General features: G+C 56.5%; 11 protein-coding genes. 8 read left to right on the top strand and 3 right to left on the bottom strand.

Features of this window, described 5'->3' with window-relative positions; translation table 11 throughout:
- Positions 1 to 47: 47 nt before the first annotated feature.
- The 7 genes from dnaE (at position 48) to ACDI13_RS04685 (ending at position 9446) form a co-directional block, all read left to right on the top strand.
- Positions 48 to 3524: a DNA polymerase III subunit alpha gene (gene dnaE, locus ACDI13_RS04715; protein WP_316989047.1), complete on the top strand. Its 3477-nt coding sequence runs from the start codon at positions 48 to 50 to the stop codon at positions 3522 to 3524.
- Entirely contained in the window at positions 3521 to 4627 is a 1107-nt protein-coding gene (locus ACDI13_RS04710) for a glycosyltransferase family 4 protein (RefSeq protein WP_316989048.1), read from the top strand. The genes dnaE and ACDI13_RS04710 overlap by 4 nt, the downstream gene beginning before the upstream one ends.
- A complete protein-coding gene (locus tag ACDI13_RS04705; RefSeq protein WP_316989049.1) occupies positions 4624 to 5466 on the top strand; it encodes a polysaccharide deacetylase family protein in 843 nt (280 codons plus the stop codon). Before ACDI13_RS04710 ends, ACDI13_RS04705 begins: the two co-directional genes overlap by 4 nt.
- Positions 5439 to 6245, top strand: coding sequence for a glycosyltransferase family 2 protein (locus ACDI13_RS04700; RefSeq protein WP_316989050.1), 807 nt, complete (start codon positions 5439 to 5441; stop codon positions 6243 to 6245). Before ACDI13_RS04705 ends, ACDI13_RS04700 begins: the two co-directional genes overlap by 28 nt.
- Before the next feature lie 33 nt (positions 6246 to 6278).
- Entirely contained in the window at positions 6279 to 6995 is a 717-nt protein-coding gene (locus tag ACDI13_RS04695; protein ID WP_372373083.1) for a polysaccharide deacetylase family protein, read from the top strand.
- Complete coding sequence (locus ACDI13_RS04690) at positions 6992 to 8170, top strand: glycosyltransferase family 4 protein (protein WP_316989052.1); 1179 nt, start codon at positions 6992 to 6994, stop codon at positions 8168 to 8170. The genes ACDI13_RS04695 and ACDI13_RS04690 overlap by 4 nt, the downstream gene beginning before the upstream one ends.
- 151 nt (positions 8171 to 8321) lie before the next feature.
- Positions 8322 to 9446, top strand: coding sequence for a glycosyltransferase family 4 protein (locus tag ACDI13_RS04685; protein WP_316989053.1), 1125 nt, complete (start codon positions 8322 to 8324; stop codon positions 9444 to 9446).
- A 73-nt stretch (positions 9447 to 9519) separates the two neighbouring features.
- Here ACDI13_RS04685 and ACDI13_RS04680 read toward each other — a convergent pair whose 3' ends face one another.
- The 3 genes from ACDI13_RS04680 to ACDI13_RS04670 are packed head-to-tail and all read right to left on the bottom strand — an operon-like array spanning position 9520 to position 11512.
- Complete coding sequence (locus tag ACDI13_RS04680) at positions 9520 to 9792, bottom strand: YkgJ family cysteine cluster protein (protein WP_316989054.1); 273 nt, start codon at positions 9790 to 9792, stop codon at positions 9520 to 9522.
- Complete coding sequence (locus ACDI13_RS04675; protein WP_316989055.1) at positions 9789 to 10553, bottom strand: YdcF family protein; 765 nt, start codon at positions 10551 to 10553, stop codon at positions 9789 to 9791. The genes ACDI13_RS04680 and ACDI13_RS04675 overlap by 4 nt, the downstream gene beginning before the upstream one ends.
- Entirely contained in the window at positions 10550 to 11512 is a 963-nt protein-coding gene (locus ACDI13_RS04670; RefSeq protein ID WP_372372794.1) for a glycosyltransferase family 9 protein, read from the bottom strand. The genes ACDI13_RS04675 and ACDI13_RS04670 overlap by 4 nt, the downstream gene beginning before the upstream one ends.
- Positions 11513 to 11603: 91 nt before the next feature.
- On the opposite strand from ACDI13_RS04670, the gene msbA reads away from it, so the two are divergent.
- Positions 11604 to 13397, top strand: coding sequence for a lipid A export permease/ATP-binding protein MsbA (gene msbA, locus ACDI13_RS04665; protein WP_372372792.1), 1794 nt, complete (start codon positions 11604 to 11606; stop codon positions 13395 to 13397).
- Positions 13398 to 13404 lie beyond the last annotated feature (7 nt).

Raw genomic sequence — 13404 nt, 5'->3', positions numbered from 1 at the left:
GCCATTTCAGCCTCAACAATGTCCATAGGCTTCAGTACAATTCCATCATGAGCGAAACCAACCCTTCCTTTGTCCATTTGCGATCCCACTCGGAGTTCTCCGTGGTGGACGGCATCGCCCGTATTCCCGAAATGATCAAAAAAGCGCAGGCCTATGGGCAGCCTGCACTGGCCTTGACGGATTTGTGCAACTTGTTTGGGCAGATCAAGTTCTATACCTCGGCACGTAAGGCCGGGCTGAAAGCCATCATGGGTTGTGATATTTGGCTGCAGAACGAGGAAGACCGCGAAAAGCCGTCACGCTTGTTGTTGCTGGTGCAAAACGAGGCCGGTTACCTGAGCCTGTGCGACATCTTGACCCGTGCCTGGCTGGGCAATCAGTACAAGGGGCGGGCAGAAGTGCAGCGCGCCTGGTTGAAAGAGTGCCGTGGTTTGATTGCCTTGTCCGGTGGACGGATGGGGGATATTGGTCATGCCTTGGCCGATGGCAATCTGGACCTGGCCCGTGATTGTGCTCGTCATTGGGAGGACTTGTTCCCCGGTGCTTTCTATATTGAGTTGCAGCGCAGCGGTGCGGACGGCGACGAGCTGTATGTCCAGGCTGCCATGCGTTTGGCCGCAGAGCTGAATCTGCCGGTGGTGGCGACGCATCCGATTCAATTTATTGCACGGGACGATTTCCGCGCGCACGAGGTGCGGGTGTGTATTGCCGAAGGCGAGCAACTGGCCAACCCTAAACGTGTGAAGCGGTTCACGCCAGAGCAGTATTTTCTGAGCTCGGATGAAATGCAGCAGCGTTTTGCGGACGTTCCTGTTGCGCTGGAAAACACCTTGGAAATTGCCAAGCGTTGCAACCTGGAGCTGGAACTGGGCAAACCCTATCTGCCCGATTTTCCCACGCCCGAGGGTATGTCGCTGGGCGACTTCCTGATTCAGCAGGCCAAAGACGGTCTGGAAATCCGCTTGAAGCAGTTGTATGCCGACCCCCAGGAGCGCGAGAAGCAACGCCCGACCTACGAAGAACGCTTGATGTGGGAGTGCAACACCATTATTTCCATGGGGTTCCCCGGTTACTTTCTGATCGTGGCGGACTTTATTAACTGGGGCAAGCACAATGGTGTGCCAGTCGGACCGGGCCGGGGTTCGGGCGCGGGCTCTTTGGTGGCCTACAGCATGGGGATTACCGACCTGGACCCCTTGCGCTATGACTTGCTGTTCGAGCGTTTCCTGAACCCCGAGCGGGTTTCCATGCCTGACTTTGACGTGGACTTTTGTCAGGACAACCGCGAACGCGTTATTGATTACGTGAAACAGAAGTATGGCCGTCAGGCCGTCAGCCAGATCGCCACATTCGGTACTCTGGGCGCAAAAGCGGTGGTGCGCGACGTAGGCCGCGTGCTGGAGTTGCCCTACAGCCTGTGCGATGGCTTGTCCAAACTGATACCCTTTAACCCCGCCGATCCCTGGACGCTGGAACGTGCGCTGGCTGATGAGCCCGCTTTCCGCGAGCGTTACGAGAACGACGAGGAAGTCAAAGCCCTGATCGATCTGGCCCGCCCCCTGGAAGGTCTGACCCGTAGCGTGGGCATGCATGCCGGGGGCGTGCTGATTGCGCCTGGGCAGTTAATTGATTTCTGCCCGCTGTATGCGCAATCCGGTCCCGATGCCAATGCCGTGTCCCAGTATGACAAGGACGACGTAGAGGCCGCCGGTCTGGTCAAGTTTGACTTTCTGGGCCTGCGTAATCTGACCATTCTGGACTGGGCCGTGCGCTATGTGCGCCAGTTCAATGCGGACAAGCGCGAGTTCGACATCATGGCCTTGCCATTGGATGACGACGCCTCCTACAAGCTGCTGTGCGAAGGCAATACTACCGCTGTGTTCCAACTGGAATCGCGTGGGATGAAGGAGCTGTTGCGCAGCCTGCGGCCCTCTACCTTTGAAGACATTATCGCCATGCTGGCCCTGTATCGTCCGGGGCCACTGGAGTCGGGCATGGTGGTGGACTTCGTGAACCGTAAACACGGTCGAGCCGAGGTCGATTACTTTCACCCGGATTTGGAAAGCACGCTGAGCAGTACCTACGGGGTGATCGTCTACCAGGAACAGGTGATGCTGATCTCGCAGATTATCGGTGGCTACTCACTCGGTGGTGCCGATTTGCTGCGTCGTGCCATGGGTAAGAAAAAACCCGAGGAAATGGCCAAGCACCGGGTTCTGTTTGAGGAAGGGGCAGTCAAGAAAGGCCACGATCCTGAACTGGCGGTGAAACTGTTTGACCTGATGGAAAAGTTTGCGGGCTATGGCTTTAACAAGAGTCACTCTGCCGCTTATGCCCTGATCGCCTATCACACGGCCTGGTTGAAAGCCCACCATCCGGCCGAGTTCCTGGCCGCGACCTTGCTGTCCGATATGGACGATACCGACAAGGTTCAGATCTTCTGGAAAGACGCGCTGGCCAATGGCGTGGAAGTCTTGCCGCCAGATATCAATGCGTCCAACTATCGCTTTGAGCCGGTCAAGGACAGCCATACAGAAAAAGGTTTGCCGCCGCGCACCATGCGTTACGGCCTGGGCGCCGTGAAAGGCACCGGCCAGGCTGCTGTTGAAGCCATTGTGGATGCGCGCAAGCAAGGTGGTCCTTTCACCAGCCTGTTCGACTTCTGCCGTCGTGTGGACCGTCATCAAGTCAACAAGCGCACGATTGAAGCCTTGGTGCGTGCCGGTGCTTTTGACACGATTGATGAAAACCGCGCTGCCTTGCTGGCCAGTATCGGGGCGGCTACCGAAGCCGCCGAGCAGGCTGAGCGTAGCGCGAATCAATCCTCGCTGTTTGATGATGACTCCAACGATATTGTGGAAGGCGAAGTGGCCAAAGTTGCCCCTTGGAGCCTGCAGGATCGCTTGCGTCAGGAAAAGACGGCACTGGGTTTTTACTTCAGCGGCCACTTGTTTGATGCCTGGCGTGATGAAGTTCGCCGTTTCGCACCGACTCCCTTGGCACGTCTGGAAGCCTCGCGCAGCCCCCAGTGGTTTGCTGGCGTGCTGTCAGCGGTGCGGGTACGCATGACCCGTCGCGGCAAGATGCTGTATGCCATGCTGGATGACGGCTCGGCGCAGTTGGAGGTGGCGATCTTCAATGAGCTTTTTGAGGAGCATCGCCAGCGTTTGAAAGAAGACCAACTGATCATTATTCAGGGCAAGGTCAGTAACGACGATTACACCGGCGGCTTGCGTATCAATGCCGATGCTATTTTCGACTTGCAGTTGGCCCGTGAAGCCCGTGCCAGTTGTCTGAGCATCGCCCTGAACAATAATGCTGACGCGCAGCGTCTGCAAACTTTGCTGGCGCCACATCGTGCTCAGGAGCAGGGCGGAGTGCCGGTCGAGGTACAACTGCAGCGTCCCGATTACGAATGCGTGGTGCAACTGGGCCCGCAATGGCGTGTTCGTCTGGCCGATTCCTTGCTGGAACAGTTGGAAAGCTGGGATGCCACGCACGAGGTGGAGATCAGCTACCGATGAGGTCCTTGCGCATTTTGCACTCGGAAGCCGCCACCAGTTTTGGCGGTCAGGAAAATTACATCCTGCGCGCCATGCGAATCTTGCGGGAACGCGGGCATCAGGTGGAGGCCGCCTGCCAACCCCATGCCCAGTTGACCGAGCGCCTGCGCGACGAGGGCTTCGTTGTTCATACCTTGTTGATGGATGGCCCGGCCAATTACATGCGCGGTGTGCGCCAATTGCGCCGGGTGCTGCGTCAAGGCCAGTTTGATGTGCTAAACAGCCATAGTCGTCGCGATACCATGCTGGCGGGTGTGGCCGGGCGTTTGGCGGGAACGCCTTTGATTGTGCGCACGCGCCATCTGGCCAAGAAAGTGGGTTCCTTGATGTCTTACACCATCGTGCCCAAGCGGGTAATCACGCCCAGCGATTATGTGCGTGATCACTTGATCGAGCGCGGTGTGAAGCCTGAGCATGTCCAGGTGGTCTATCCCTGTGTTGATCCTGGTGTGATCGATTCGGCTCCCGTCCTGGATTTGCGCGCTGAACTAGGCTTGGCGTCGGATAGCGTGCTGGTAGGCTGCGTTGCCGTACTGCGGCGCGAAAAAGGTCATCATGAATTGATCGCTGCCATGCAGCCTTTGTTTGATCGCTATTCTCAGTTGCATCTGGTGCTGGTGGGGGGCGGCTCGCCGGGCTATGAGCAATTGCAGGCCTTGATCGCGGAGCTGGGACTGCAGGAACGGATTCATTTGCTGGGCGCTCGTTCTGATGTGCCTTCGATTTTGCCCAATCTGGATGTATTTGCTCTGGCGACCCATATGGAAGCCTCGGGCACCGTATTTGTAGAGGCCGGAAGTGCCGGTATTCCTGTACTGGGCAGCCGCGTTGGCGGGGTCCCGGAGATGATGCAAGAAGGCCGCAGCGGTTTTTTGGTGGATTTGCACGACCCGGAGCAGTGGCGTGCCGCATTGGAAAAAATGATCGAAAGCACAGAGCTGCGTCAGGAAATGGGAGCGGCGGGCCGCCTGTTTTGTCGTAGCGACGAGCGTTTTACCCCCGTTGCGATGGGCGACCGGCTGGAAGGCGCTTATTATGCTTGGTTAAAGGAGCTTCAGGGATGAAAGTGGCAAGTACTGTGCCCGTCATGATGTATCACCATGTCACTCCGGAAGGGGGCATGATCAATGCCAGTCCCGAGCATTTCGAGCAACATTTGCAATGGTTGAAGAAAAACGGCTGGACCAGCCTGACAACCGAGCAGTTTGTTGGCCATCTGCAAGGGCAGGGCGTACCACCCAAATCGGTGCTGATCACCTTTGACGATGGTTATTTGGATAACTGGGTCTACGCCTATCCCTTGCTGAAAAAGTATGGCTTCAATGCCGTGATTTTTCTGGTGACAAGCTGGATCAATGAGGGGCCTGTGCGCCCTTATCTGGGCCAGGGTCAGGACGTGCCGGAGTGTCCGGATCATCGTGAATGTGAAGCGCGCATCGAGCAAGACCGTAGCGATGAGGTTATCTTGCGCTGGAGTGAAATCCACGCCATGCAGGCCGATGGTGTGTTTGAGTTCCACAGCCATACTCATACGCATACTCGCTGGGACTTAAGTGAACAACGTGATCAAAAGAACGACAAGATGCGTTGGGAGCTGGAGCAGTCGCGCAAGACCTTGAAGGCCAATATGGGCAGGGTCTCCGATCAGCTCTGTTGGCCACAAGGCTATTTTGATCCGGATTACGTACAGGTCGCCCAGCAGGCAGGTTTCCGCTATCTGTACACGACGCGTGCCTTTGGCTCCAACCAGCCTGGCAGCGATCCTTTGCATATTTATCGTTTCGCCGTGCGGGACACGACAGGCGTGTCGGTTGGGCGCAGGCTGAATGTCGCGGTACATCCCGTGATTGGTCCGATTTTCAACAGGTGGAAAGCATGGCGTCGTCGTCAACGACAGAAGTAGAGCAAAGCGCCGTGTTGCGTTCCGGCAAGCGGCTGTCCGTTATCCTGATTACGAAAAATGAACAGGCGCATATTCGTGCCTGCCTGGAGTCGGTGGCCTTTGCAGACGAGATCATTGTGGTGGACTCCGGTAGTACGGATGAGACAGTGGAAATCGCTCGTTCCATGGGGGCGAACGTGACGATCACGCCGGACTGGCCCGGCTTTGGGCCGCAAAAAAATCGGGCGCTGGATCAGGCCACGGGTGAATGGGTGCTGTCCATTGATGCAGATGAGCGCGTCACGCCCGAGCTGGCGCAGCGGATTCAGCAGGAAATGGCCCAGCCGCGTGGTACGGCTTATCGGATTGCCCGCCTGTCCGAATTTGCTGGCCGCTGGATGCGTCATAGTGGCTGGTGGCCAGACCGGGTTCTGCGTCTGTTCAAACGCGGTACCGCCCGCTTTAATGACGCCAAAGTCCATGAACGTGTACAGACCGACCATCCCGTCCTGATTCTGGATGGGCATTTTCTGCATTACCCCTACGCCAGCCTGGAGGTCTTTATCGACAAGATCAACCGTTACTCGTCGGATGCAGCGCGTCAAATGCAGGCCAAGGGCAAGACCACCAGCCTGCCCGGTATTGCGGGTCATGCCAGTTGGACCTTTGTGCGCCACTATATTGTTCGGCGCGGTTTTTTGGACGGCCCGCAAGGTTTCATTCTGGCGTGCATGGCCGCTTCGGGCAGCCTGTTTCGATATAGTAAGCTGTGGTACTACACCCGTCAGAAGTCTGATTAGCCCCTTATAATGCCGCCTATGATTCCGATTCTTATGTACCACCAGGTCGGGGTGCCTGCTCCCAAAGGTTCGCCGTATCGTGGCTTGACTGTGCACCCTACTGACTTTCGGCGCCAGATGACATGGCTAAAACGCCTGGGCTATCAAGGTTTGTCCATGGCGCAATTGATGCCGTACCTGCGTGGCGAAAAGCAGGGCAAGGTCGTGGGAATCAGTTTTGATGACGGCTACCGTAACGTGTTTCAGAACGCGATGCCGGTGCTGGACGAATTGGGCTTTACCGCCACCAATTACATCGTTGCCCGGCATTTGGACGGCTCCAATTTCTGGGATCAACCCAAAGGCGTGCCGCACTCTGGGTTGATGTCCTTGCCCGAGTTGCGCGCCTGGGTCAATGCAGGTCATGAGGCCGGTTCGCATACCCTGGACCATGTGCATCTGACCGATGTGTCCTCGGAAATTGCCCATTATCAGATCGTACAATCCAAAACAGAGCTGCAAGAAGTGCTGCAAGTGGAAGTCAGCGCCTTTTGCTATCCCTATGGCGATCAGAATCAGGCTATTCGTGATCAGGTGCGTCAGGCTGGTTATCTGAATGCCACCACGACCAATCGCGGTCTGGTCCGTTCGGATGATGATTTGTTTGACCTGCCCCGCGTTACGGTTTCGCGCTCCACCCATATTTTGCGTTTTGTACAAAAGTGCGTGACACGCCTGGAAGACAAGCGTCGTACGGTTTCCCGCTCATGAACTCAGATCAAGCCCGCGACACGCCCGCTGCGATTCCCGAGCGCCTGCGCATCGCTTTTGTGGTCGACCGTTTCGGTAACCGCTTTGGCGGTGCCGAGGCTTACGGGGTGGAGCTGATGCGCGAGCTGGCCGAAAAGCACGAAGTCACCGTGTTTGCGCGCGAATATGACAGCCGCTGCGACTTGAAGCTGGCCTACGTGCCTATTCGTCATTGGTCGCACTGGCCTGGCTGGATACGCGGCATCCTGTTTGCCCGTCAGGCCGCCAAGGCCACGGCGCAAGGTTTTGATCTTGTGCACTCGCATATGAACGGCTGGTGCGGGGACGTGGAAGTAGTGCATGTCACCCCCGTGCGGTTTAACTGGCGCGTGCGGCCTTTGCCTTTGTTGAAAAAACTGGGCTCCTACTTCAGCCCCAGGGTCTGGGGGTATCTGGGCCTGGAAAAACGCCGTTTGCGCCCAGGTCCTCATGCAGTGGTCGCCGTTTCGGGCCTGATTGCCGAACAATTGCAGCAAGCTTATGGCAGCGTACACGACTATCCCGTCATAGCGCCTGGGGTCGCCTTGCCACAAGCTGACCCGCAAGGTGAAGAGCGCAACAAGGTTCGCGAGTCTTTGGGTTTTACGAACGATCAGGTCGTCTGCCTGTTGGTGGCTCGCAATCCGCTGCGTAAAGGCTTGAATACGGTGTTGGAAGCCTTGGCGAAACTGCCCCCCCATTATCGACTGCTGGTGGTGGGTGGAAAGCCGGGGCTGCGTGACCAGATACGCCAGCAGCTTCAGACGCTGAATAGGCAGGATCGCGTTATCCTGCAGGGTGAAACCTCTAATGTTGAACCTTTTTATCGCGCTGCCGATATTTACGTGCATCCTACCTTGAATGACAGCTTTGGCATGGCACCGCTGGAAGCCATGTCCTATGGCTTGCCGGTCATCCTGAGCCCGGCTCCGTGGTGCGGCTTCGCACAATACGTCCAGGGCGGCTATCACGCCTTGCTGCTCAGTCATCCCGAAGATACTCAGGAACTGGCCCAAGCGATTGAGAAAATCAGCAAGGATCCGGTGATGGCCCGTAATCTGGTCGAGAACTCTCGGGAATTGCTGGCCCAGTTCAGTTGGTCTGCAGTTGCCTCTCAGTACCAGGATCTGTATGCCGAGGTTTTGAGGCGTCGTTAAGACCGCTTGTTGTATTTAGGTTGCGCCTGAACCTATCAAAATGCGTTCAGTTATTGTTCAGCCAGGGCTAGAGCAGATACACTTCGTTTCGTGTACGCATCTTCGTGGTGCTTTTTGTAGTCAATTAAGCACGTTGCGGGCGGAGCGATTAGTGAAGGTTCTTATTACCGATATTCATCATGGCAATGGCGGTGGTCACGTCACTTACGTGCTGAGTTTGTTGCGTGAGATGGCCAATCGCTGCGAATTCACGCTGGCCGTGCCGCCAACGGGGCGTCTCTATCAAGAGGCTTGCCGCATACCCAATGTGCGTGTGCTGCCGGGTTTGTATACATCCCGTATCTTTACGGCCGTGCCAGAAATCTGGCGTCTGCGCCAATTTTTGAAAGCCAATCGTTTCGATATTGCTCACTGCAATGGTGGTGCGGATCACCGACACCTGATGGCGGCCTGCCTGGGGCTGCGTGAAGCTCCGGCCATTGTCTGGACAAAACATAATACGAATGAAGTCAACAGTTTCGGTCATAGCCTGCGTGCCCGTTTCGGTACCCAGTCCGCCATTGCTGTTTGTGAATTCGTGAAAGCTCAGTTGCAGCAGTCAGGCTATGCTCGCGCGCCGATTACGGTGGTGCGTAATGGTATTGATGTGTCGTATTTGCAGCCTTTTTCTCCTGTCCAACGAGCACAGGCTCGCCAGCAGTTTTTTGGAGATTTACCCGACAATGCGCTGGTTTTTGGCAGTATCGGCGGCACCGATCTGAATAAAGGCTGGCTATTGCTGGTGGAGGCTGTGAGCCGCTTGTCCGCTGAGCAGCGTGGCCGTATCCGTATCCTGGTAGCGGGTGATCCGCCTAATGAGGCGATGAAAGCGCGTGTTCGTGAGCTGAACATGGGGCAATCCGTCATCTTTCCAGGTCTGATCTCTGACGTGCGTCAAGTGCTGGCTGCCAGCGACGTGGGTTTTGTGCTGTCTTATCGTGAAGCAGCCTCTTACGCCAGTTGTGAAACCATGGCGGCTGGCTTGCCGACTCTGGTTTCGGCAGCGGGAGGTTTGCCAGAGAACGTGCGTGATGGTGTGGATGGTTGGGTTGTGCCGGTGGGAGATGTGCAAGCTTTGCACTCGTATCTGCAACAACTGCTCAATGACAAATTTTGTCTGAAAACCTTGGGTGGCAATGCCCGGCGTCGTGTGCTGGAGAAGTTTGCCATGAGCAAGTTTGCGGAGGATACCGAAAAGGTTTACCTTCATGCCCGAGCTTTGCGCGTTAGGGGGTGACAGACGCATCCCCCCTGATTGGGGGCTTGAACGAAAAAGAGGTGCTCTGACTTGGGTTCAGGCCACCTCTTTTTTATATCTCGTTCGTCAGGGCCGGTGCTGTCAGCGTTTCCAACTGGTTTAGCCAGATCAACGCATCTTCGCGTTTCTGCCCGCACATGTCTGGCGAGGCTTGTAAACCGGAGCAACAGGCAGGCCGTTCGGGTTGGCCGAAAATCCGGCAGCGCAGTTGTTCGTCCAGTTGGATACAGGGTACACCCGCCGGCTTGCCGTGAGGCATGCCAGGAATGGGGCTGGAAATGGAGGGGGCGATACAGCAGGCCCCGCATTCGGAACGACAAATCATGCCCAGCCTCGGGACCAATACACCAGAATACCGACATACTCCTTGATGATGGAGCGGCTGGACTGCAGGGCCATGAGGCTTGGCTTCCACCTGGAAAACCCGGGACTGTTCGGAACTGTTAACTGTGGAGCTGCACCGGCCGGAATTACATCAACTCCCTGCTTGCGGAAAATAGCCATGGCACGTGGCAGGTGCAGGGCTGATGTCACTAGCAGAACATCCTTGGCCTGTTTTTCTTGCAGTAGCCTGGCCGTGTATGCGCCATTTTGTTGAGTGGTCAGGCTGTCGTTTTCCATCAGCAGGGCCGAGGCCGGGACATCCAGGTTATTCAGGGTGTTCGCCATGACCTTGGCCTCGCTGATGCCGCCGTCCAGAGCTGCCCCCGACAGGACAATATAAGGCGCACGTCCCGCCTTATACAGATCAGCCGCCCGTTCTACTCGTGCCGATGTTTTTTGTGCGGTCTGCGGCAAGAACCAATTGCTGCGGTTTTGGGCGGTGTGACCGCCCAGAACGACAATGGCATCGGCCTGTGTCACGTGTTCGGCCGGTTGGTAGGGATACATGTTTTCCAGATAGCCGCCTGCATACAGGCTGGTCGCTGGAAGGGACCAGGCGCCGGTCCAGAGCAGTCCGGCCAAAGCCAGGGCAGCAGCCGTTTTACGCTGACGCAAGATAAAGAGCAAGACCGCCAAAAGTAAAAGGGCTGCAAACAAGTTCAATGGAATGACCAGGCTGGTCAGGATGCTCGATACGCTCATGGGTGCTCCTGTTCTGACTCCAGCACATGCACTACCTCGTCCAGCGTAGGCCATTGGCCATCATGGCCCAGGCAGATCGCCCGTGGCGACCAGGGGCCGGTGTCTTGCGGGTTGGTGACGCCACATAAGGTCAGTTGCTGAGCCTTGATGGCTGCTGCAACATGGGAGACGCCAGAGTCATTGCAAACGACCCACTGCGCCTGTTGGCAAAGCCGTGCAAACGCTCCTAAGGGCAGGGGCGGCAGGCAACGTGCGCTGGGCGCATTGTGCAGGGCAGCCTCATGCTCGTTGGGCGGAGGACACATAATGACGGTTTTGCCTTGGGCTTGCAGATGTCGGGTCAGTTGGTCGAAATAGGGCCAGACTTTGACGCGGCCTTTGTGCAGTCCCGTTGCAGTCGGGGCGATCAGAATATAGTCACCGGGGCGCAGGGCGGCTTGGCGCAAACTGTTGTCGCCTTCTTGCCGTTGCAGGGGGCTGAGCGTCAAATCCAGGGTGGCTGGGGCTTGTTCTGCTGCTGGGTTCAAGTTCCACAGCTTCAAAGCCTGTTGAACAATATAGAACCAGGATTGCACCGCGTGCAACCGCTTTTGCGGCTTATTTAAAGGCCAACGTAATAAAAGGCTACGGCCATCGTCCCGGTAACCGCAGGCTGGCAGGCCGGCCAGTTTGAAGCTGAGCGCACTGCTCAGTGAATCGGGCAGCAGCAGGCCGTACGCGTTGCGCTGGCCGTGCTGGCGACGATAACGGCGTATGGCTTTGGCATCTTGATGCCAGTGGCTGGTCATGGGGATGAAACCATGCAAGGGATAAGCTGACAGCAGCTCGCGGGCCCAGGGGCGGGCGCAAACCACAACAGGCAAACCGGTATCGAGCAGAGCCTGTAAACACGGCAGGCTCATGCAGACATCGCCTAGCCAATTAGGCAGTCGTAGGTAAAGGGCAGAGGGATCAGACATGAACAGGGACAACGCGGCAGAACCAACAAAAGCGAGGACGCTCGACTCAGGCAATGAGCGTTAGAATAAACACAATTAGATAGTATATAGGGTGTCCTCGTTGTCCAACGCCATCGAAACCAAAATCAAGCCTGCTGGGCACGATCCCGTCAAATCCGATCTCTGGAAGCGCATTTATAGCCGTTTGTTGCCTTACTGGAAGGTGGTGGTACTGGCGCTGATCCTGGTCAGTATTTCCTCGGCCACCCAGCCGGTACTGGCCGTGATCATGAAGCCTTTGCTGGACGGGGGCTTTACCGGCGCCAATCCTGACTATATGTGGTCTATCCCGCTGGCGGTGATCGGGCTGATGTTTGTGCGCGGCGTCACCACTTACGGCAGCTCTTACTTGTTTGCCTGGATCGCCAACAAAATGTTGCTGACTTTACGTGCAGACATGTTCTCCCGCCTGTTGGGATTGTCCGATTCGGAGTTCAAGCAGGGGGATACGGGCCGTTTGCTGAACCGTTTCACGATTGATGCCGGCACCATGACCGGCGTGGCCACAGAGGTTGTCACGGTTGTGGTGCGTGAAACCCTGACGGTGATCGCCTTGTTGGCCGTTTTGCTGTACATGTCCTGGCAATTGACCGTGATTGTGTTTCTGGTCATGCCAGCCTCGGTTTTTGTCGCCAAAATGGTGTCGCGCCGCTTGCGTCGCATCAACCGCGATACGGTGAACATGAATGCTGAGCTGACCCGTGTGGTTAGCGAGGCCATTGATGCTCAACGCGTCATTAAGCTGTTTGATGGCTACGAGCGTGAAAACACGCGTTTCATGTACGTGAATGCGCGCCTGCGCCGTTTTGCCATGCGTGCTGCTTCTGCGGATGCGGCCTTGTCGCCCATTACGCAGCTGTTTGTGTCTATCGCGGTGGCTGGGGTGATTTTTGTGGCGCTGTATCAGGCCAATACCGGCACGCTGACTATTGGTAGCTTTGCGGCCTTCATGGCAGCTTTGGGGCAGATTTTTGATCCCATCAAGCGCCTGACCAATATCACGGGCACGATGCAGCGCATGTTGGTCGCGGCAGAAAGCGTGTTCAAGCTGGTCGACCAGGATCCCGAGCCTGATACCGGGACTCGCGAATTCAAGCAGCCTGTGCGCGGTCATATCGAGTTTGATGTGGTCTCCCACCGTTTCCCCAACGCCCATCGTGATACCTTGTCCGAGGTCAGCTTTGCGGTGCAGCCTGGCCAGACTATTGCTCTGGTCGGTCGTTCCGGCAGTGGCAAGACCACGCTGGCCAATATGGTGCCGCGCTTTTTAGTGCCGACTAGTGGGCAAGTGCGGGTTGATGGCATTGCCTCGGAAGAGCTGACCTTGCGCAGCTTGCGTAGCCAGATTTCTTTGGTCAGTCAGGATGTGGTGCTGTTTGAGGCGACGATCGGCCAGAATGTGGCCTATGGTGCGGGGGCCGATGTTCCATCGGAGCGTATTTGGGAAGCCCTGGAAGCTGCCAATTTGCGTGAGTTTGTGGAAGGTCTGCCCCAAGGTCTGGATACAATGGTTGGCGAAAATGCCAACTTCCTGTCGGGCGGTCAACGTCAGCGTTTGGCAATTGCGCGTGCCCTGATAAAAAATGCGCCAATCTTGATTCTGGATGAAGCAACCTCCGCCTTGGATAACGAATCCGAGCGTCAGGTTCAGATGTCTCTGGAAACCTTGATGAAAGGTCGTAGTACCTTGGTGATTGCCCATCGCCTGTCTACCGTACAAAATGCTGATCAAATCCTGGTGCTGGACGAGGGGCGGATTATTGAGCAGGGCAGTCACGACGAATTGCTGGCTCGCAATGGTGTGTACGCCGGTTTCTACCAAATGCAGTTTCAGTTCAACGAATAAGCGGCCT

Origin of the sequence: Alcaligenes faecalis, from assembly GCF_041521385.1 — a bacterium.
GTDB classification, from domain to species: domain Bacteria; phylum Pseudomonadota; class Gammaproteobacteria; order Burkholderiales; family Burkholderiaceae_B; genus Alcaligenes; species Alcaligenes faecalis_E.
This window is presented reverse-complemented; position numbering and strand designations above follow the sequence as displayed.